General features: G+C 72.0%; 15 protein-coding genes. 8 read left to right on the top strand and 7 right to left on the bottom strand.

All coding sequences use genetic code 11. From position 1 onward, the window contains the following. The first annotated feature begins 105 nt into the window (after window positions 1-105). Entirely contained in the window at window positions 106-453 is a 348-nt protein-coding gene (locus tag ACWGKQ_RS27800; RefSeq protein ID WP_453294689.1) for a DUF488 domain-containing protein, read from the top strand. 36 nt (window positions 454-489) lie between these two features. Here ACWGKQ_RS27800 and ACWGKQ_RS27795 read toward each other — a convergent pair whose 3' ends face one another. Next, the gene (locus ACWGKQ_RS27795; protein WP_453294719.1) at window positions 490-2163 is read right to left on the bottom strand and encodes an FAD-binding dehydrogenase; all 1674 of its coding nucleotides are present in this window, start codon (window positions 2161-2163) and stop codon (window positions 490-492) included. A 17-nt stretch (window positions 2164-2180) separates the two neighbouring features. Next, window positions 2181-2834, bottom strand: coding sequence for a TetR/AcrR family transcriptional regulator (locus ACWGKQ_RS27790; protein ID WP_453294688.1), 654 nt, complete (start codon window positions 2832-2834; stop codon window positions 2181-2183). A 121-nt stretch (window positions 2835-2955) separates the two neighbouring features. On the opposite strand from ACWGKQ_RS27790, the gene ACWGKQ_RS27785 reads away from it, so the two are divergent. The 3 genes from ACWGKQ_RS27785 to ACWGKQ_RS27775 all read left to right on the top strand — a co-directional run bounded on the left by ACWGKQ_RS27785 (window position 2956) and on the right by ACWGKQ_RS27775 (window position 5678). Next, on the top strand, window positions 2956-3582 hold the full coding sequence (locus ACWGKQ_RS27785) for an alpha-ketoglutarate-dependent dioxygenase AlkB (RefSeq protein ID WP_453294687.1): 627 nt from the start codon (window positions 2956-2958) through the stop codon (window positions 3580-3582). 86 nt (window positions 3583-3668) lie between these two features. Then, on the top strand, window positions 3669-4418 hold the full coding sequence (locus ACWGKQ_RS27780) for an MBL fold metallo-hydrolase (protein WP_453294686.1): 750 nt from the start codon (window positions 3669-3671) through the stop codon (window positions 4416-4418). Between the two features lie 24 nt (window positions 4419-4442). Beyond that, complete coding sequence (locus ACWGKQ_RS27775) at window positions 4443-5678, top strand: DUF4032 domain-containing protein (RefSeq protein ID WP_453294685.1); 1236 nt, start codon at window positions 4443-4445, stop codon at window positions 5676-5678. Between the two features lie 21 nt (window positions 5679-5699). Here the strand turns inward: ACWGKQ_RS27775 and ACWGKQ_RS27770 are convergent, their stop codons facing one another. Then, window positions 5700-6569, bottom strand: coding sequence for a universal stress protein (locus ACWGKQ_RS27770; protein WP_453294684.1), 870 nt, complete (start codon window positions 6567-6569; stop codon window positions 5700-5702). 188 nt (window positions 6570-6757) lie between these two features. Between ACWGKQ_RS27770 and ACWGKQ_RS27765 the strand changes: the two genes are divergently transcribed. The 4 genes from ACWGKQ_RS27765 to ACWGKQ_RS27750 all read left to right on the top strand — a co-directional run bounded on the left by ACWGKQ_RS27765 (window position 6758) and on the right by ACWGKQ_RS27750 (window position 13247). Further along, window positions 6758-8434, top strand: coding sequence for an FAD-dependent oxidoreductase (locus ACWGKQ_RS27765; RefSeq protein ID WP_453294683.1), 1677 nt, complete (start codon window positions 6758-6760; stop codon window positions 8432-8434). Then, window positions 8431-9909 (top strand): ATP-binding protein, encoded by a 1479-nt coding sequence (locus ACWGKQ_RS27760; protein WP_453294682.1) that lies wholly within the window; start codon window positions 8431-8433, stop codon window positions 9907-9909. Before ACWGKQ_RS27765 ends, ACWGKQ_RS27760 begins: the two co-directional genes overlap by 4 nt. Continuing rightward, entirely contained in the window at window positions 9906-10259 is a 354-nt protein-coding gene (locus ACWGKQ_RS27755; RefSeq protein ID WP_453294681.1) for a UBP-type zinc finger domain-containing protein, read from the top strand. The genes ACWGKQ_RS27760 and ACWGKQ_RS27755 overlap by 4 nt, the downstream gene beginning before the upstream one ends. Before the next feature lie 117 nt (window positions 10260-10376). Then, on the top strand, window positions 10377-13247 hold the full coding sequence (locus ACWGKQ_RS27750; RefSeq protein WP_453294680.1) for a helix-turn-helix transcriptional regulator: 2871 nt from the start codon (window positions 10377-10379) through the stop codon (window positions 13245-13247). A gap of 25 nt (window positions 13248-13272) precedes the next feature. Here the strand turns inward: ACWGKQ_RS27750 and ACWGKQ_RS27745 are convergent, their stop codons facing one another. From ACWGKQ_RS27745 to ACWGKQ_RS27730, 4 genes are all read right to left on the bottom strand, one after another. Next, window positions 13273-14487, bottom strand: coding sequence for an SGNH/GDSL hydrolase family protein (locus tag ACWGKQ_RS27745; protein WP_453294718.1), 1215 nt, complete (start codon window positions 14485-14487; stop codon window positions 13273-13275). Window positions 14488-14531: 44 nt separating this feature from the next. Continuing rightward, entirely contained in the window at window positions 14532-16874 is a 2343-nt protein-coding gene (locus ACWGKQ_RS27740) for a glycosyl hydrolase family 95 catalytic domain-containing protein (RefSeq protein WP_453294679.1), read from the bottom strand. A 103-nt stretch (window positions 16875-16977) separates the two neighbouring features. Then, window positions 16978-18774 (bottom strand): alpha-galactosidase D, encoded by a 1797-nt coding sequence (locus ACWGKQ_RS27735; protein ID WP_453294678.1) that lies wholly within the window; start codon window positions 18772-18774, stop codon window positions 16978-16980. A gap of 36 nt (window positions 18775-18810) precedes the next feature. After that, window positions 18811-19989, bottom strand: coding sequence for an ROK family protein (locus ACWGKQ_RS27730; RefSeq protein WP_453294677.1), 1179 nt, complete (start codon window positions 19987-19989; stop codon window positions 18811-18813). Between the last annotated feature and the right edge of the window lie 118 nt (window positions 19990-20107).

Raw genomic sequence — 20107 nt, 5'->3', positions numbered from 1 at the left:
GCGTTTCCCCCTCATTCTGGTCAAGCTGCGCCGCGTCGGCAGCCCGTGCGGCGGACCGCCGCATACGCTCGCGGCACCGTCAGCGAGCCGAGAGGTGCATCGACCGTGAGCGTGCGCGTCCGCAGGATCTATGAGTCGCCCGAGCCGGCCGACGGGATGCGTGTGCTGGTGGACCGGCTGTGGCCGCGCGGGCTGTCCAAGGAGGTCGCGCACGTGGACGAGTGGCCGAAGGGGCTGACGCCGTCGGACGAGCTGCGCCGCTGGTTCCACGCCGGCGGGACGTACGAGGAGTTCGTGCGTCGTTACGAGGCGGAGCTGGCCGCTCCCGAGGCCGCCGAACTCCTCGACGGCCTGCGGAAGTCGGTGCGCGAGGGCCAGGTGACCCTGCTCACCGCGTCCAAGACCCCGGACGAGAGCCACGCCACGGTGCTGGCGCGGCTCCTGGCCGATTAGGCGGTCTTCCTCCGCCTCGGACGGTCTCCTTCCGCCTCAGGCGGTCTGCTTCGCCGCCGCGCGTCCCGCCGCCCGGCCCGAGAACAGGCAGCCGCCGAGGAACGTGCCCTCCAGCGCGTTGTAGCCGTGCACGCCGCCGCCGCCGAAGCCGGCCACCTCGCCGGCCGCATAGAGGCCGCCGATCGGCTGCCCGTCAGTGCCGAGGGCGCGGGAGTCCAGGTCGGTCTGGATGCCGCCGAGGGTCTTGCGGGTGAGGACGTGCAGCTTGACGCCGATCAGCGGTCCGGCGGCCGGGTCGAGGATGCGGTGCGGGGTGGCGACCCGGCCCAGCCGGTCGCCGATGTAGCGGCGGGCGTTGTGGATGCCCTGGACCTGGGAGTCCTTGCTGTACGAGTTGTTGATCTGGAGGTCGCGGGCGACGATCTGGCGGCGCACCTCGGCCGCGTCGAGGAGCGCCTTGTCGGTGAGGCCGTTCATCTTCTCGACGAGCTGGTCCAGGGAGTTCGCGGTGACGAAGTCCGCGCCGTTGTCGAGGAAGGCCTGCACCGGGCCGGGCGCGCCCTTGCCGAGCAGCCGGTCGCGCAGCACGGCCTTGCGGTCCTTGGCGGTGATGTCGGGGTTCTGCTCGGAGCCGGAGAGCGCGAACTCCTTCTCGACGATCTTCCGGGTGAGGACGAACCAGGAGTGGTCGTACCCGGCGATGTCCTCGGTGGTGCGCAGGTGCTTGAGGGTGCTGAGAGTGTCGTAGCCCGGCAGGCAGGGGTCGGGCAGGCGGCGGCCGAGGGCGTCGAGCCAGATGGAGGACGGGCCGGGCAGGATGCGGATGCCGTGGCCGGGCCAGATCGGGTTCCAGTTCTGGATGCCCTCGGTGTAGTGCCACATGCGGTCGCGGTTGACCAGGCGGACGCCGGCCCCCGCGCTGATGTCGAGCATCCGGCCGTCGACGTAGGCGGGGACGCCGGTGACCATCTCGGTCGGCGGTGTGCCGAGGCGCTCGGGCCAGTAGCGGCGGACGATGTCGTGGTTGGCGCCGATGCCGCCGGTGGTGACGACGACGGCCTGGGCGGTGAGTTCGAAGTCGCCGATGCGGTCGCGGTTGGAGGAGACGCCGCGCGGTGAGTCGTCGGGCGCGAGGACGGTGCCGCGTACGCCGCGCGCCTCGCCGTCCTCGATGACGAGTTCGTCGACCTGGTGGCGGTGGTGGAAGGTGAGCAGTCCGTCGCGGGCGGCCTGCTTGGCGTACCGGACGAAGGGCTCGACCACACCGGTGCCGGTGCCCCAGGCCACGTGGAAGCGGGGCACGGAGTTGCCGTGCCCGTCGGCCCGCAGGTCGCCGCGCTCGGCCCAGCCGACGGTCGGCAGCAGGCTGATGCCGTGGCTCTGCAGCCAGGGCCGCTTCTCCCCGGCCGCGAACTCGACGTAGGCGCGCGCCCAGCGCACCGCCCAGGAGTCCTCGTCGTCCTTGCGGTCGAACTGGGCGCTGCCCTGCCAGTCGTTCCAGGCGAGGTCGAGGGAGTCCTTGATGCCGAGCCGGCGCTGCTCGGGCGAATCGACGAGGAAGAGCCCGCCGAAGGACCAGAACGCCTGGCCGCCGAGGTTGGCGGCGTTCTCCTGGTCGACGAGGGCGACGCGCCTGCCCCTGCTGGTGAGTTCGTGCGCCGCGACCAGGCCGGCGAGGCCGGCTCCGACGACGATGACGTCCGCGTCCATGGCGACTGATGCCCTTCTCATACGGGGTGGGTGGTGCCGTTCGTTCGTGCGGGGTGGGTGCTGCCGTCGGTCAGCAGCGCGGTGAGCAGTTGCTTGAGCCAGGCCCGGGCCCGGTCCACGTCCCTGTCGAGGAGCAGTTGGACCGTGACCCCGTCGTACGCGGCGACCACGGCGTGCGCGGCGCCGTCGGCGTCGCCGAGCACGGCGGGGACCGGGGTGTGGCCGCGGGCCCGGAAGAGCCGGTCGGCGATGGCCTGGCGGAGCCGGGTCCGGTGGTCGAGGAGGACGCCGGCGACGGCCGGGTCCCGGGCGGCGTGCACCAGGAAGTCGGTCTTCACCAGCAGCCAGTCCACGTCGAGGAGCAGTACGTCGGTGACCCGGTCCACGGAGGCCGGTACGTCCAGGTCGGGTCCGTCGCCGGCGAGCGCGTCGGCGACCTGCTGGGCGATGAGGGCGGCGCGCTCCCGGTACAGGGCGAAGAACAGCTCGTCGAGGGTGGCGAAGTTGGAGTAGAAGGCGCCCCGGCTGAACCCGGCGGCCTCGCAGACCTCCTCGATGGAGACCCGCCCGAAGCCCTTGGCGGCGAACACGGTGAACGCGGCGTCGAGCAGCCGGGCGCGGGTCTGCACCCGCCGTCGGGTCACCCGCCGGTGCGAGCCGTCCTCTGCCATGTCCCGACCTCCGTTCGATACACAAACGTATCGGATACATGAACGTATCGAAAGACCCCGGGGCGGCGCAGCCCGAGATCAAAAGGGAACACATTTTCGATTAAGGAGTACGCTGGGTGCCATGGCCACGCACCTCCAGGGCTCCCTGTTCGACCAGACCGACGAGCTGCGGCTCGGCAGCCTCGACGGCACCGGCCGGACCGCGCTCGGCTCCGGCGCCTGGATCGACGTGCTGCCCGGCTGGCTGAACGGCGCCGACGCACTGTTCGAACAGCTGGCGGCGGAGGTCCCCTGGCATGCCGAGCGCCGCACGATGTACGACAACGTCGTGGACGTACCGCGCCTGCTCGCCTTCTACGGCGCGACCGACCCGCTCCCTCACCCCGTCCTCACCGAGGCCCGCGAGGCGCTCACCCGGCACTACGCCGAGGAACTGGGCGAGCCGTTCGCCACCGCCGGGCTCTGCTACTACCGCGACGGCCGGGACAGCGTCGCCTGGCACGGCGACCGGATCGGCCGGGGTGCACGCGAGGACACCATGGTCGCGATCCTCTCCGTGGGCGCACCCCGTGACCTCCTGCTGCGCCCGCTGCACGGCGGCCCCTCGGTCCGGCGCCCGCTCGGCCACGGCGACCTGATCGTGATGGGCGGCTCCTGCCAGCGGACCTGGGAACACTGCGTACCGAAGACGACCCGGGCCACCGGGCCGCGGATCAGCATCCAGTTCCGGCCACACGGGGTGCGCTGACCAGGGTCCTCGCCAGTCGGCGCCCCGCCCCATGTGGTTGGCTGTCCCCCGTTGCGATCTGCACGAACGGGCGAGCCGGAGTGATGATGCGGGCAGCGGTACACGAAGTCGGCAAGGGCGCCTATCTGGTGCACGGCCAGCACACCAACTGGGTGATCCTCAAGGACGGCGACGCCGTCACGCTGGTCGACACCGGCTACCCCGGCGACCGGCAGGGGCTGCTCGACTCCCTCGCGGAGGTGGGCAGTTCACCGGAGGCGGTCGCGGCCGTCCTGATCACGCACGCGCACAACGACCACCTGGGCTCGGCCGAGTACCTGCGCGACGCCCACGGCACGCCGGTCTATCTGCACGAGGCCGAAGTACCGCACGCCCGGCGGGACTTCCTCCAGCAGGTGTCCGTGGGCGAGGTGGTGAAGAACGCCTGGCGGCCGGGTGTGGTGCCGTGGCTGGTGCACGTGCTGCGCGTCGGCGGCACCGAGCAGCACCCGGTCAAGGCGCCCGAGTCGTTCCCGGTCGCCGACGGCCCCCTCGACCTGCCGGGCCGCCCGGTCCCGGTGCACACCCCCGGCCACACCGACGGGCACACCGTCTACCACCTGCCCGAAGCCGGACTCGTGATCTCCGGGGACGCCCTGGTCAGCGGCCACCGCACCTCCCGCGTCCAGGGCCCGCAACTGCTCCCCGACATGTTCCACCACGAGCGGGCCCGCGCCCTCGCCTCGCTGGAACTGATCGGGGCGCTCGACGGCGACGCCCTGCTGCCGGGCCACGGCCCGCTGCACCGGGGCCCGGTGCGGGCGGCCGCCGAGCGGGCCCGGGAGCAGGCCTCGTAACCCTCCGGCCTTAAGGTTCGTCCCATGGCCTTGCAGATCAGCGCCACCAACCCGGAGCACCCCGCGCTCCTGCTCGAACTCCCCTGGGACGTCCCGCTGGAGGAGTGGCCCGAGGACTACCTCGTGCCGCTCCCCCGGGGCATCTCCCGGCACGTGGTGCGCTACGCCCGGGCCGGCAGCGAGGTCATCGCGGTGAAGGAGCTGGCGGAGCGCCCGGCGCTGCGCGAGTACGAGCTGCTGCGCGACCTGGACCGGCTCGGCATCCCCGCGGTCGACCCCCTTGCAGTGATCACCGGCCGGCTCGACCCGGACGGCGAACCGCTGGAGTCGGTGCTGGTCACCCGGCACCTGGGCGGCTCGATGCCGTACCGCTCGATGTTCGAGACGACCATGCGCCCGGCCACCATGCACCGCCTCATGGACGCCCTGGCGGTGCTGCTGGTGCGCCTGCACCTGGCCGGGTTCGCGTGGGGCGACTGCTCGCTGTCCAACACCCTGTTCCGGCGGGACGCGGGCGCGTACGCGGCGTACCTGGTGGACGCCGAGACCGGCGACCTGCACCCGCAGCTGAGCAACGGGCAGCGGGACTACGACCTCGACCTGGCCCGGGTCAACATCAGCGGGGAGCTGCTCGACCTGGAGGCGTCGGGGGCGCTGCACCCGTCGCTGGACCCGATCGAGTTCGGGTTCGAGATCTGCACCCGGTACGGCGAGCTGTGGGAGGAGCTGACCCGGACCTCGGTGTATCCGGCCGGCAAGTACCACTTCATCGAGCGCCGGATCCGACGGCTCAACGACCTCGGTTTCGACGTGGCCGAGATGCAGATCGAGCACTCCTCCAACGGCGACACGGTCACCTTCGTGCCGAAGGTCGTCGACGCCGGCCACCACCAGCGCCAGCTGCTGCGGCTGACCGGCCTGGACGCCGAGGAGAACCAGGCGCGGCGGCTGCTCAACGACCTGGAGAGCTGGATGGCCACCCAGGACGACTACGCCCCGGGCGACCCCCTCGCCGCCCGCCCCGAGGTCCTGGCCCACCGCTGGGTGCGGGACGTCTTCCGCCCCACCGTGCGGGCCGTACCGCTGGAGCTGCGCGGTTCCATGGACCCGGCGGAGATCTACCACGAGCTGCTGGAGCACCGCTGGTACCTGTCCGAGCACGCGCAGCACGACATAGGCCTGGACAACGCGGTCGAGGACTACATCGAGAACGTGCTGCCCAAGGCGCGGGAGACCCTGGAGCCGGTCACCCCGGAGTGAGCGGGGCGGGCGGGCCGCGGGTCAGTCGTGCGGGACCACGGCCACCGGGCACTCGGCGTGGTGCAGCACCCCGTGCGCGACCGACCCGATGCGCGCGCCGACCGCCGTGCGGTGGGCGCGCCGCCCGACGACCATCAGCTGGGCGCGGCCGGCCACCGACAGCAGCACCTGGCCCGCACTGCCCATCTCCACGTGCTCGGCGACCGGCACGTCCGGGAACCGCTCGCGCAGCGGCCGTACCGCCTCGGACAGCGCCTTCTTCTCGAAGGGCTCCATGCCCCCGGACTCGTCCAGCAGTTTCAGGGAGCCCGGGCTGTAGGCGAAGACCGGCGGCAGGGTCCAGGCCCGCACCACCCGGACCGTCGCGCCCCGGGCCGCCGCCGTCTCGAACGCGAACTCCAGCGCGGCCGCGCTGTCCTCCGCGCCGCCCTGCTGGCCGACGACGACCTCGCGCCCGGCGGCCTCGGCCGCGGGGCGGTCCCCGGCCCGCACCAGGACCACGGGCCGGGCGGCCTCGGCGATCACCTGCTGGCCGACGGATCCAAGGAGGAATCCGACGACCCTGCCGTGCCCGCGCGAGCCCAGCGCCAGCAGCTCGGCCCCGGCGGCCGCGGCCACGAGCACCTCGACCGCGCCGCCCTCCACGACGTCGACGCTCACCGCGAGCTCCGGATACCGCCCGGTGACGGTCCGCACCGACTCGCTCACCCCGTCCGACACCCACCCGCGCTGGGTCTCCCGGTCACCACCGGCCGCCTCGTACGCCTCGTACCGCCAGGCATGCACCACCCGCAGCGGCAGCCGTCGGCGCACCGCTTCCCGGGCCGCCCAGTCGAGAGCGGCGTGGCTCTCCTCCGTACCGTCGACCCCTGCCGTGATCGGGCGTGTCATGCACCGGCCTCCTCGTCGGTTGCGTGTCTGCGTGATCAGTCTTCCGCACCTGCGGGTGCCCGCCGTGCACCCTCGTACAAGAGCGAAGGCGGGCGATCGAACATACGATGGGCGGGAACCGGTGCGGCGGTCGCGCTTCTCGCAGGGCCCGCCGTCCCGTGGAACCAACGGCTCGGGGTGGGAGACGTATGGCACAGGCTGCCGACGCAGCACGGACCGTCATCATGACCGTGGACGACGACCCGGGAGTCTCCCGTGCCGTCGCCCGGGACCTGCGGCGCCGCTACGGCGCGACGTACCGGATCGTGCGCGCCGAGTCCGGGGACTCGGCGCTGGAGGCACTGCGCGAACTGAAACTCCGCGGCGACCTGGTGGCGGTGATCCTGGCCGACTACCGGATGCCGCAGATGAACGGCATCGAGTTCCTGGAACAGGCGCTGGACGTGTACCCGGGCGCGCGGCGGGTGCTGCTGACCGCGTACGCGGACACCAATGCGGCGATCGACGCGATCAACGTCGTCGACCTGGACCACTATCTGCTCAAGCCCTGGGATCCCCCGGAGGAGAAGCTCTACCCGGTCCTCGACGACCTCCTTGACGCCTGGCGGGCCAGCGACTACAAGCCGGTGCCGGCCACCAAGGTGGTCGGGCACCGCTGGTCGGCACGGTCCTCGGACGTACGGGAGTTCCTGGCCCGCAACCAGGTGCCGTACCGCTGGTACTCGGTGGAGGAGCCGGAGGGGAAGCGGCTGCTGGCGGCGGCCGGGGCCGACGGGGAGCGGCTGCCGCTGGTGATCACGCCGGACGGCACGCCCCTGGTGGAACCGGAGGCCCCGGAGCTGGCCGCGCACGTCGGGCTCGCGACGACACCGACGGCCGACTTCTACGACCTGGTGGTGATCGGCGGCGGCCCGGCCGGGCTCGGCGCGGCCGTGTACGGGGCGTCGGAGGGGCTGCGGACCGTGCTCGTGGAGCGGTCGGCGACCGGCGGGCAGGCCGGGCAGAGCTCGCGGATCGAGAACTACCTGGGCTTCCCGGACGGCGTGTCGGGCGCCCAGCTGACCGACCGGGCCCGGCGGCAGGCCGCCAAGTTCGGCGCGGAGATCCTGACCGCCCGCGAGGTCACGGCACTCGAGATCAACGGGGCCGCGCGGGTGGTGCGGTTCGCGGACGGCTCGGCGGTCGCGGCGCACAGCGTGATCCTGGCGACCGGTGTGCAGTACCGGCAGCTGGAGGCCGCCGGCTGTGTCGACCTGACCGGCTGCGGGGTGTACTACGGCTCCGCGCTCACCGAGGCGACCTCCTGCCAGGGCCAGGACGTGTACATCGTCGGCGGCGCCAACTCGGCGGGCCAGGCGGCGATGTACCTGTCCCGGTTCGCCAAGTCGGTGACCCTGCTGGTGCGCGGCGCCGACCTGTCGGCCTCGATGTCGTACTACCTGATCCAGCAGATCAACGAGGCGCCGAACATCGCCGTACGCAGTCACACGGTGGTGGACGCCGCGCACGGCGCCGAGCGTCTGGAGCAGCTGACCCTGCGCCATGTGCAGAGCGGGGACCGGGAACAGGTCGACGCCCAGTGGATGTTCGTGTTCATCGGGGCGGCACCGCTGACCGACTGGCTCGGCGAGACGGTGCTGCGGGACGGGCGCGGGTTCATCCTGTCCGGGCCGGACCTGACCGTCGACGGACAGGCGCCGGCGGGCTGGGAGCTGGACCGGCCGCCGTACCACCTGGAGACCAGCATTCCCGGCGTGTTCGTGGCGGGCGACGCACGCGCCGAGTCCGCCAAGCGTGTCGCGTCCGCCGTCGGAGAAGGAGCCATGGCAGTGATGCTCGTCCACCGTTATCTGGAGCAGTCATGAGCGGGCAGTTGGTGCCGTGCAGCCCGAAGGAGATCGGCGCGCTGTTCCTGTTCGAGAAGCTGGAGCCGGAGCAGCTCGGGCGGCTGTGCGCGGCCGGCCGGGTGGAGCTGTTCCAGCCCGGGCCCGTCTACACCGAGGGTGAACCGGCCACCTGCTTCTACGTGATGATCGAGGGCGCCGTGGCGCTGTCCCGGCGGGTCGGCGGGGACGACGTGGAGGTCACCCGGACCTCGCAGGCCGGGGTGTACGCGGGCGCCATGCAGGCGTACATCGGCGACCGGGTGCGGCAGGTGTACAACAACTCGATGCGGGTGACCGAGCCGACGCGGTTCTTCGTGCTGCCGGCCGACACGTTCTCGGACATCATGCGCGAGTGGTTCCCGATGGCCGTGCACCTCCTGGAGGGCCTGTTCTTCGGTTCGAAGAGCACCCAGGCGGCGATCGGGCAGCGCGAACGGCTGCTGGCGCTCGGCTCGTTGTCCGCCGGGCTCACCCACGAGCTCAACAACCCGGCCGCGGCGGCCGTGCGGGCCACGTCGACGCTGCGCGAGCGGGTGGCGAAGATGCGGCACAAGCTCGCGGTGATCGCCGAAGGGCCGTTTTCGCGGGAGCAGTTGGCGGGTCTGATCGAGATCCAGGAGCGTACGGCGGAACGGGTCGCCAAGGCGTCGACGCTCAGTCCGATGGAGGCCGCCGACCGCGAGGACGCGCTCACCGACTGGCTGGAGGACCGCGGCATCGACCGCGGCTGGGAGCTGGCGCCGACCTTCGTGCAGGCCGGGCTCGACGTCGACTGGCTGGAGCAGGTCGCCGCCGCCGTCGAGGAGGGGATCCTGCCGAACGCGGTCGGCTGGCTCAACTACACCATCGAGACCGAGCTCCTGATGAACGAGATCGAGGACTCGACCACCCGGATCTCGAACCTGGTCGACGCGGCCAAGCAGTACAGCCAGCTGGACCGGGCCCCGTACCGGGAGGTGGACGTCCACGAACTCCTCGACAGCACGCTGCTGATGCTGTCCGGGAAGATCGGGCAGGACATCCAGGTGGTCAAGGAGTACGACCGTACGGTCCCGCCGGTGCCCGCCTACCCCGCCGAGCTCAACCAGGTGTGGACCAACCTCATCGACAACGCGGTCTGCGCGATGAAGGACGGCGGCGGCAAGGGCGGCGGACACGGCACACTGACCGTGCGGACCGCGCTCGACCACGAGCAGCTGCTGGTCGAGTTCCGGGACACCGGGAGCGGGATCGCGCCGGAGATCAAGGACCGGATCTTCGACCCCTTCTTCACGACCAAGCCCGTGGGGCAGGGCACGGGTCTCGGTCTGGACATCTCGTGGCGGATCGTCGTGAACAAGCATCACGGCAGCATGCGGGTGGAGTCGCAGCCCGGCGACACCCGTTTCCAGGTACTGCTTCCGCTGACCGCCGAGGCGCCTGAGGAAACCGAGACATCTGTGGAGGCAGTATGAGTGGCGGCGACGGCATCGACTCCAAGGTTCCGCCGAGCGGCGCCGGGTGTGTGGAGTGCGACAAGGCGGGGGGCTGGTGGTTCCATCTGCGGCGGTGTGCGCAGTGCGGGCACATCGGCTGCTGCGACGACTCGCCCGCGAAGCATGCGACGGCGCACTTCCGTGACACCGGGCATCCGGTGATCCGGAGCTACGAGCCGGGCGAGGGGTGGTTCTGGAACTTCGCGACGGAGGAATTGTTCGAGGCCGGGCCGGAGTTGGCGCCGCCGGTGAGTCATCCTGCGGATCAGTCGGTGCCGGGTCCTGCGGAGCGGGTGCCGGAGGACTGGGCTCGGATATTGAGGGGTTGAGTGCCTAGGGGGGTGGGGGTTCTGTGGTGACGGCGGCTGCGGGTTCGTCGTGGCTTGTCGCGCAGTTCCCCGCGCCCCTTGGGGGTTGCGCCTTGCGCTTCCTGCGAGGATGAGGGTGTGTTGCAGAGATCTTTTGGCAGCCCTCTGATCGGGCGGGACGACGAACTGGGGCGCCTTGCCTCGGTGTTGGAGCGTGCCCGGAACGGTAGTGGGCAGGCCGTGTTGGTCGCTGGGGACGCTGGGGCGGGTAAGACCCGGCTGTTGGACGAGGTCGCGGCTCGGGCCGGCGAGGGCGGGGCCACCGTCGTCACCGGGCACTGTGTCGATCTCGGGGATGTGGGGCTGCCGTATCTGCCGTTCACCGAGATTCTCGGGGTGTTGGCCGGTGATGAGCGGTTTTCCGGGGTTCTCGCCGCCCATCCGGCTGTTGAGCGTCTCCTCGGTGCCGCCTCCGACTCGGCCCGCGACGCGGACGCTCGGCTGCGGCTCTTCGAAGGTGTGGCCGGGCTGTTCGCCGAGTTGGCGGCTGCCGCGCCGCTGGTGCTGGTGCTGGAGGATCTGCACTGGGCCGACCAGTCGTCGCGCGATCTGCTGCGGTTTCTGCTGAGCCGGGGGGTGCTTCCGCGCCGGCTCACCGTGCTGGCCTCCTACCGTGCCGACGATCTGCACCGGCGGCATCCGCTGCGGCCGCTGCTCGCCGAGCTGGTGCGGCTGCCCGGTGTGGAGCGCCTGGAGGTGCGGCCGCTGGGCGATGCCGAGGTGGCGCGGCTGGTGCGGGCACTGGAGGAGCGGCCGCTGTCCGAGGCGACCGTGCGGGACATCGTCGAGCGGGCCGAGGGCAACGCCTTCTACACGGAGGAGCTGGTGGCCGCCGCCGACACGGACGGGATGCCCACCGGGCTCGCCGATCTGCTGCTCATCCGCGTCGAGCAGTTGTCGGAGACGGCCCAGCAGGTGCTGCGGACGGCTGCGGTGGCCGGGCGCCGGGTGGGGCACGATCTGCTCCGGGACGCGGCCGGGCTGCCCGAGGAGGAGCTGGAGTCGGCGTTGCGGGAGGCGGTGGGGCGGCAGTTGCTCGCGGCCGGGGACGGGGACACGTACGCCTTCCGGCATGCCCTGGCGCGCGAGGCCGTGTACGGCGATCTGCTGCCCGGGCAGCGGTCGCGGCTGCACGGCACGTACGCCAGGCTGCTCGCCGCGCGCGGGGGCGGGGCCAGGACGGCGGCCGAGCGGGCGCACCACTACCGGGAGAGCCACGACCTGCCCGAGGCGCTCGCCGCGTCCGTGGAGGCCGCGGACCATGCCCGGCGGGTGGGCGCCCCGGCGGAGGAGCTGCGGCATCTGGAGGCGGCCCTGGACCTGTGGCCGGCCGTGCCGTGCGAGGCGCGGCCCTCGGGTGACGGACTCGACCAGGTGGCCTTGACGCTGCGGGCGTCGGCGGCTGCCGTGCACTCCGGTGACGCGCACCGCGCGGTGTCCCTGACCCGCGCCGCGCTGGCCGGCACCGGCCAGGACGCGGATCCCGAACTCGCCGCCCGCGTGCGCTACACCCTCGCGGGGAACCTCATGACCGTCGACAACCTCGCCGCCGCGTTCGCCTACAGCAGCGAGGCGCTCGCGATGATCCCCGCCGAACCGCCGTCCCGGACCTGGGTGTGGGCGGCGGCCACCCATGTCATGGCGGCCCGCCAGACCGGCGACGACGAAACGGCGTTGCGGGTCGCGCGGCAGGCCCTGGAGGTCGCCGAGCGGATCGGCGCCACCGCCGCCCGGGCCGACCTGCTGATCTCCCTGGCCCGTCTGGAGGGCGGCGGGCGGCGCACCCTGGAGGGCCGGGAGCGGCTGCGGGAGGCGCGGGAACTGGCCCGGTCGGCCGGGGACACGCCGGTGGAGATGCGCGCGCTGTTCAGCCTGGCCATCGGCTGCTTCGAGTCGGGCGAGCTGCGGGAGTGCCTGCCGTGGATCACCGAGGGGCTCGACCGGGCCCGGCGTTCGGGGCTGCTCTCCTCCCCCTACGCCTTGGAGATGCGGTATCTGCGGCTGCTGGTGCTCTACACGCTGGGGCAGTGGGACGAGTGTGTGCGGGTGGCCCGCGCGGATCCGGCGCCCGGTTTCGCCGAGGGGCCGGTCCTGTACATCGCGCTGGCCCGGGGCAAGCCGGATGTCGTGGCGCGGGCCGGGGCGCTGCTCGGCGAGCCGTTCGACTGGATGGGCACGTTCGTCGGGGGGATCGTGCTGACCGACGCGGCCGCGCTGCGGGGTGATCCGGAGGAGGCCGTGGCACGGGCGCGGGACACGGTCGCGGTGCTCTCCGACGAGTTGGGGCGGGCGCCGCACGTGACGGTCCGGCTCGCCACGCTGGCGCTGGCGGCGGTCGCGGACCGGGCGGCGGCCGAACGGCGCGGCGGCGGGAGCGCGGACCGCTGGGGCGGTGTCGCCGGTGAACTGGTGGAGTTGGCGCGGACGACGGCCGCGGGGCAGGGTCCGGAGGGGCAGGCCTGGCTGGCGCGGGCCGAGGCCGAGTGGACCCGTGCCGGGTCCGGGCCGGAGACGGCGGCCTGGGAGAAGGCGGTGGCCGCGTTCGCGTACGGGGACGTGTACGAGGCGGCCCGGGTGCGGCTGCGGTACGCCGAGGCCCTGGCGGCCGACGGCCGGCGTGCGGAGGCGGAGGGCGAGGCGCGGGCGGTCCGGGAGACGGCGGTGGCGCTGGGGGCCGCGCCGATGCTGGAGCGGGCGGACGCGCTGCTGCGACGGTCGGCACAGGACTCGGTCTCGCCGCTGACCGCACGTGAGCAGGACGTGCTGCGGCTGCTGGCGCTGGGCCGCAGCAACCGGCAGATCGGCGAGGAACTGTTCATCACCGGCAAGACGGCGAGCGTCCATGTCTCCAACATCCTCGCCAAGCTGGGCGCGGCGAGCCGTGGGGAGGCGGTGGCGATCGCCTACCGGGAACGCCTGATCACCCCCGAGCCGACGGCCCAGGGGTGATCGGACGGGGGGTGGTCCAGGTGTGTCAGTGGTCGCAGTCGAGGCTCGCCAGGTCGACGGAGTCGGCCATGGCCTGCATTCCCTTGTCATTGGGGTGGAGGTGGTCGCCGCTGTCGAGGAACGGCAGCATCCGCGCCCCGTCGTAGGGGCTGCGCAGGATCCGGTCGAAGTCGGCGATCCCGTCGAACTCGCCGCTGGTACGGATGTACTGGTTGACCTGCAGGCGTACGGCCTCGCCCGCCGGGTCCCACTCCGGCCAGCCCTCGAACGGCCCGACGGTCGAGGCGACCACGCACTTCCCGGCCGCGTGCGCCCGCCGGACGATCTCCTGGTAGCCGGCGATCAGGTCGGCCGCGGTGACCCCGGTGTGGGCCTTGATGTCGTTGACCCCCTCGAAGAGGAAGACGGTACGGACGCCGGGCTGGCTGAGGACGTCGCGGTCCAGCCGGTTGAGGGCCGCCTGTCCGGCGCCGTCGGCGAGGACCTGGTTGCCGGAGATCCCCTCGTCGGCCACGCCCTTGACCTCGGTGTCCGCCTTCTGGAGCCGGCGGGCGAGGTAGTCGGGCCAGCGCCGGTTCTGGTCGCTGGTGGACGCCCAGCCGTCGGTGATGGAGTCGCCGAGCGCCGCCACCGCCCCGGTGTCCGGGTCCGACGGCCGTACGGCGACCGCGTCCAGGTACCACCAGGAGCTGGTGGTCCCGGTCCAGTCGGCGGCGCTCTCCTCGGCGGTGTGGTCGCCCTGGGTGACGTAGGAGGTCTGCATGGCCATGCCGTGGCCGGTGGCGTGGCCGGCCGCGTCGGGGCTGTGCAGGCTGACGACCAGGTTGCTGCCGGCGGGCAGTCTGCCGGGCAGCGGGTCGCTCCACGCGGTGGCGCCGGCCGGCACGGTGACCGTGCGCGCGCCGTCGAAGGTCAGCCGCTTGTTGCTGCCCGGCTCGAGGGCGGCGCCCTGGCTCTGCAGACCGGCGTAGACGCTGTCCAGGGTCAGGGGCCGGTCGCCGAAGGCGTTGGAGAGGCGGACTCGCAGACCGCTGCCGGCCGCGCTGGTGTGCACGACCAGCCGGTAGCCGCGGTCGGCGGTGCCCGTTCCCAGCTCGTCGGCGCTGGCTCCCCAGGTGACGATGTCCGGCCGGGTGGAGGCCGCCCGGACGGCGGCCTCCTGGGCGGGCACGGTCCGGCCGGGGCCGGTACCGGTGGCGGTGGCCCCGGCCGCCCCGGTCTGGCAGACGACCCCGACCATCAGTAAGGCGGCCAGTCGGCCGCCGGCCCGTGCGAGCCCGCCGGTCACCGCACCAGATCCCTCAGCGTGACGGACTGGCCGGGCTTCAGCGTCACCGTCCGGGACGTCCCGCCGTAGGCGACCGTCGTGGTACGGCCTCCGACGCTGCGGATCCGGGCCCGGGTCGGCTTGCCGTCCCGCCAGTGCAGGTCCACCACGAAGCCGCCGCGGGCGCCCGCTCCGGTGATCGAACCGGAGGCGGCCCAGGCGTCGGGGAGGGCGGGCAGCAGCTCCAGGTGGCCCGGCCGCGAGTACAGCAGCATCTCGGCGATCGCGGTCGGCGTGCCGAAGTTGGCCTCGATCTGGAAGATGCCCCGGCCTTCCTCGACCTGGTAGATGTCGAAGAGGTTGGGGGACGTGCCGTTGCTGCCGTTGCTGGACGGCCGGAGGTTGCGGACGACGAGCTGGTAGGCCTTGTCGGCGTCCTTCAGCCGGGACCAGCACAGAGAACGCCAGGCGTTGGCCCAGCCGAAGCTGTCCATGCCGCGGGCGGTGAGCAGTGCGGTGGCGCCCTTGACGATGTCGTCGGGGGTGGAGCCGTCGGGGCGGATCCGGTCGCCGGGGAAGAGGTTGATCAGCGGCGAGAGGTGGCGGTGGGTGGTCTCGCCGAGGTTGTCCGGGGACATCCACTCCTCCAGCCAGCCGGTCTTGGGGCTCACCACCGGCAGGTAGAGGCGGTCGCGGAGCTTGCCGATGGTACCCGCGTATCCAGCATCCCTCTTCAGCTCGGCGGCCGCAGTCCGGAAGTTCCCGAACAGCATCCACACCTGTTCCTGAGCATAGGTGATGCCCTTGGCGTCCAGCGGTCCCTGCTCCGGGGACCAGTCGCTGTCCGCGATCAGCACCTCCTTCCCGTCGTCCAGGGTAGTCGTGAGCAGCCGGGCCTCCCAGAACTCGCAGGCGCCCTTGAGGAGAGGGTAGATCTTCTCCAGGTGGGCGCGGGACTGGGTGAACTCGTAGTGCTCCCAGAGGCTCTGGCACAGCCAGGCGTTGCCCGCGGGATGCCACCACCAGCCGCCTCCGCCGAAGGGGTTGGTGGAGATGGCGACGGTCCAGCCGGCCACCTTGCCGCTGGAGTTGCGGTAGCGGTTGCGGGAGTCCTGGAAGAGCCGCTGGGTGAGGTCCGTCCAGGACGGGAGCTGGTCGACGCAGTAGTCGGTGTAGGCGTCGAAGCACTGGGACAGGCCCAGCCGGTCGGACATCCAGTAGTTCATCTGGATGTTGATGTCGGTGTGGTAGTCGCCCATCCAGTCCGGGTCGTTGCCGTCCAGCCAGATGCCCTGCAGGCCCATCGGCAGGCTGTCGCGCGATCCGGCGATCATCAGATAGCGGCCGAACTGGGCGTAGGCGGCCTCCAGTTCCGGGTCCGGGTCGCCGGTGTCGGCGCGCGCCTGGATGCGCGCCCAGGTGTCCAGCTCCCGCTGGTCGGCCGTCGAGGTGCCGAGGGAGAGGTCGAACTGCCCGAACAGCGCGCGGTGGTCGGCCGCGTGGGTGCGCAGCAGCGAGTCCGCCGAGTGCCGGGCGGCCGCCTTGACCTTGGTGCGGGCCAGCGCCACCGGGTTGACGGAGGGGTCGCGGTAGTCGGCCGCGGCGTCCGGCGCGTAGTCGGTACCGCCGCTGAGTACGACGGTCAGCTCGCGGCAGTCGGTGAAGGTGATGTGCGCACCGCTCACCCGCACGCTGCCGCCGCTGCCGTACGCCTTGACGGCGGCCCCGTACTTCAGTCCGTTGGCGAAGGACCCGGCGAACGACTCGGCGGTTCCGGTCTCCCCGTGGGTGCCCTCGAAGGTGATGGTGCCGGTGTAGCGCCCGCCGCCGTCCTGGCCGAAGTGCAGCACGATCACGTCGTCGGGACGGCTGGCGAACACCTGCCGCCGGTAGGTCACTCCGGAGCGGACGTAGGACGTCGTCACCACGCCGTTGTCGAGGTCGAGGGTGCGGCGGTAGTCGGAGACGGCGCCCAGGTCGTGGTCGGGGATCTCCACGGTGAGCCGGGCGAGCAGGGTGAGCGAGCCGAAGTCGGCCCGGCCGTAGGGGAACTGGCCGTCCGAGTCGAGGGTGTCGTTGAGCCCGCCGGTCCACAACGTGGCGTCGGTGACAAGGAGGAGCTCACGGCCGGAGTCGTTGCTCGCGAGCGCACCGAGCCGGCCGTTTCCGACGGGCAGGCCCTGCGTGATCATCGACCCGTCGTCGGCGGGCGCCTGCCACCAGAGCTGGTGCCGGGGAGCGGCGAGCGGCGCGGTGGACCGCACCGGGGCGGCGGAGGCGGTGAAGGCGGGGAGCCCGGCGAGGGCGCCGGTGGCAGCGGCGAGAGCAAGGAAGTTGCGGCGGCTGGGGTGGTTGTCCATTGCGGGATTCCTTCGTCGAAACGCGCCCCTTGGGGGCGCGGGGAACTGCGCGACCAGCCACAGCCGGTCCGCAGTTCCCCTACGGCCTGACCCAACGGAGCTTTCAGCGGGGTGACGTGGGAACGTCGATCCGGTCGATGTCCGGCGCGTATCCCGACCCGCTGTCGAAGCTGATGGTGTTCGCCCCGGCCTTCAGGGTGACCGGCACGCTCACGCTCGCCACCGTCCCCCAGTCCCCGGTCGACGGGAACTTGTGACTCGTGCCGCCCCCGGCGTTGGCCGAGACCGTGGCCGGCCGGGAGTCACCGCTGACGTAGGCGACCTTCACCAGGTAGGTGCCGGCCTTGTCGACGACGACGTTGTTGAAGGTCAGCTTGCCGCCGAGGTAGAGGTTGCCGACCTTCTTCGCGCCGGAGCACGCGTCGCAGCCGGCCACGGAGGCGTTGCCGCTCAGCGTGTTGGCGCTCGCCTCGGCCTCGTACCCGGTGGAGGCCAGCGCGCTGCCCTTCGGCGTGACGGTGAACAGCCGCGAGCCGTGCGCGGGCAGCGCCTCGGTGATCTTGTTCTGGAAGCTGCCGAGGTCCTCGTGGTTCCACAGGTCCCGTACCGACGCCTTGCCGGTGAAGCCGAGGGCGGTCCAGTCGGCGGTGACCGCCGAGGGCGAGTCCGCGAGGTTGAACAGGGCCACCGTGTACGTCCCGTCGGCGTTCTTCGCGGCCCAGACCTGCTGCGGGTCGGACGGGGTGATCGGGCGGGCCGGCGGGTTGTCGCTCTGGTCGATGCCGATGACCTCGCTGTTGGTCAGCAGGGAGATGCCGTAGTCGTCGAGCTTGGTGATGTCGTCGCCGGTGAACAGCGGCGACTTGGCGACGGCCCAGAGCGTGGCGTAGCTCTGCCGTTCGGCCTTGGTGAGGCCGTCCATCGCGCCGTTGCCGACGTCGAGGGAGTCGAGGTCGTTCCAGCCGCCGGGGCCCGCCTTGCCGGTCCAGGCCGGGGTGTCGTCCCAGCGGTCGTTGACGGAGTTCTCCCAGGTGACCAGGGTGTTGCAGTAGCACTCGACGTCGGTGTCGATGCGCCAGCCGTTGGTGTACTTCTTCCAGTCGGCGGCGTGCCCGAAGTCCAGGGACCAGGAGGCCTCCAGGTGGATCGGGCGGCCGGTGGCGGCGATGGCCTTGTTCCAGGCGGCCACATCGGCAACGTTGTCGTATTGATCACCGCTCTTGCCGGAGCCGGGGCCGACTCCGTCGAGCTTGAGGAAGTCGTAACCCCAGCCGGCGATCAACTGGGCCTGGGAGTCTATGTACTTCTGCGCGCAGGGCTTGTCGAAGTCGATCTTGTACGAGCTGTCCCAGCCGTTGGTGGTGCGCAGGTCGGGATAGACGATGTCGGCGGTGGTGCAGCCGTCGGCGTTCCAGATCGGCGTCTTCCCGTCGCCGTAGGCGCCCTTCTCCAGGCCGGCCGGGAGGTAGATGCCGGCCTTGAGGCCCTTGGCGTGGATGTGGTCGGCGACGGCCTTCATGCCGCTGGGGAAGCGGGCGGAGTCGGCCTTCTGGCGGCCGTACTGGTCGTAGCCGGACTTCCAGTTCCAGTCCATCCACCAGCCGGCGTCGATGTTGACGTAGTCGTAGCCGAACTTCTTCAGCTTGCTCGCCAGGGCGTCGGTCTGCTTGAGGACGTTCGCCTCGGTGAGGTAGCTGTAGTCGCCCTGGTCGTTGAGGCCGGGGTACTTGGACGACTGCATGCTCCAGCTCGACCAGCCCATGTACGGCTTGGCGGCGATCGGGGCGGGGGTCTGGGCCTCCGCGGCCGGCACTGCGGCGGCGAAGGCCGCGGTGAGTGCCAGCACGAGGACGGCTCTCAGCCCGCGTGCGGGCAGGTGGGAATACGAAGGTGACCGCATGGGCCCTACCTCCTGGGTTCGGGGGTCGTGGGCGGCTCAGCCCTGGGGAGTTGGGGTGATGAAGGAGTGGATCGCGGTGGCCGCGGCCCCGCGGGCCCACTCCTCGAACGGGAGCGGGCGGGTCTGTACGTCGCACCGCGCGGCGGAGCCGAAGGCGGCCGCGGTGAACGAGTCACGGATCTGCTCGGCGAAGAGGTCGTGGGCGGCGAGGCCCTCGCCGGAGATGATCACGCGTTCGGAGCCGAACAGGTTGGCCACGGTCGCGATGCCCCTGCCGATGGCCGCGCCGGCCCGCGCGTATGCCTCCCGCGCCCCGGCGACGCCCGCGTGGGCGAGCGCCGCGGCCTCGGCGGAGTCGGCGATCCGGCGTCCCGTCACCTGCCGGACGCGGGCGACGATCGCGGCGTCCCCCGCGATCGCCTCCACGCAGCCGCGGTTGCCGCAGTGGCAGAGCGGTCCGGCCGGGTCGATGGCCACATGCCCGATCTCGCCGGCCACTCCGTGGGCACCGGCGACCAGCCGGCCGTGGACCACGAGTCCGCAGCCGATGCCCGCTCCGACGGTGACCACGGCGAAGTCCGAGAGCCCGACGCCGGCGCCGAACCACTGCTCGGCCACGGTCAGGGCCCGCACGTCGTTCTCGACGACGACCGGCAACCCCGCTGTCATGTCGGCGAGTTCGGCGAGGGGGACGTTTCGCCAGTCCAGGAAGGGCGAGTAGCGCACGACCCCCCGGGCGCGGTCCACGTCGCCGGAGACCGCGACCCCGAGGCCGAGGACGGGGGCGCCGAAGTCTTCGGCCTCGACGCGCAGTTCGTGGGTGAGCTCGGCGATCGAGGCCAGCACGGCCTTCGCCGCACGGTCGGTGACCGGAAGCCGCCGGACCAGCAGGATCCGGCAGCACAGGTCGGTGAGGACGGCGATGATCTCGTCGCCGGTCACCTTGACGCCGATGAACAGGGCGCGCCCGCCGTCGACCCGCACCAGGTTCGCGGGCCGGCCGAGCGCGGGCCGGGCCCCGTCGTCGGCGCCCTCGGCCAGGTATCCGGCCGCGAGCAGCGGCCGGACCGCCTTGGTCACGGCGGCCGGGGACAGTCCGGCCCGGCGGGCCGCCTCCAGCCGGGTGAGGGGGCCGTGGGACAGGACCGTGGTGAAGATCTGCGAGGCGGCCGGCGTGTGCACCGGAAACGTTTCGCCACGGGTGGTCGAGCGCATGGCCGGGAACCTATGGCCCTTAATTTCCGCTGTCAATAAAAGAAACAGGAATCACCTGAAGATTCTCTGTGAGGCTGTTGAGCATTCGAATGACGGATGGCGTCACGCAGTTGCCGCG

The organism is Streptomyces sp. NPDC054770 (genome assembly GCF_053611985.1).
The sequence above is the reverse complement of the archived record's forward strand: the minus strand, read 5'-3'. Positions and strand labels throughout refer to the sequence as shown.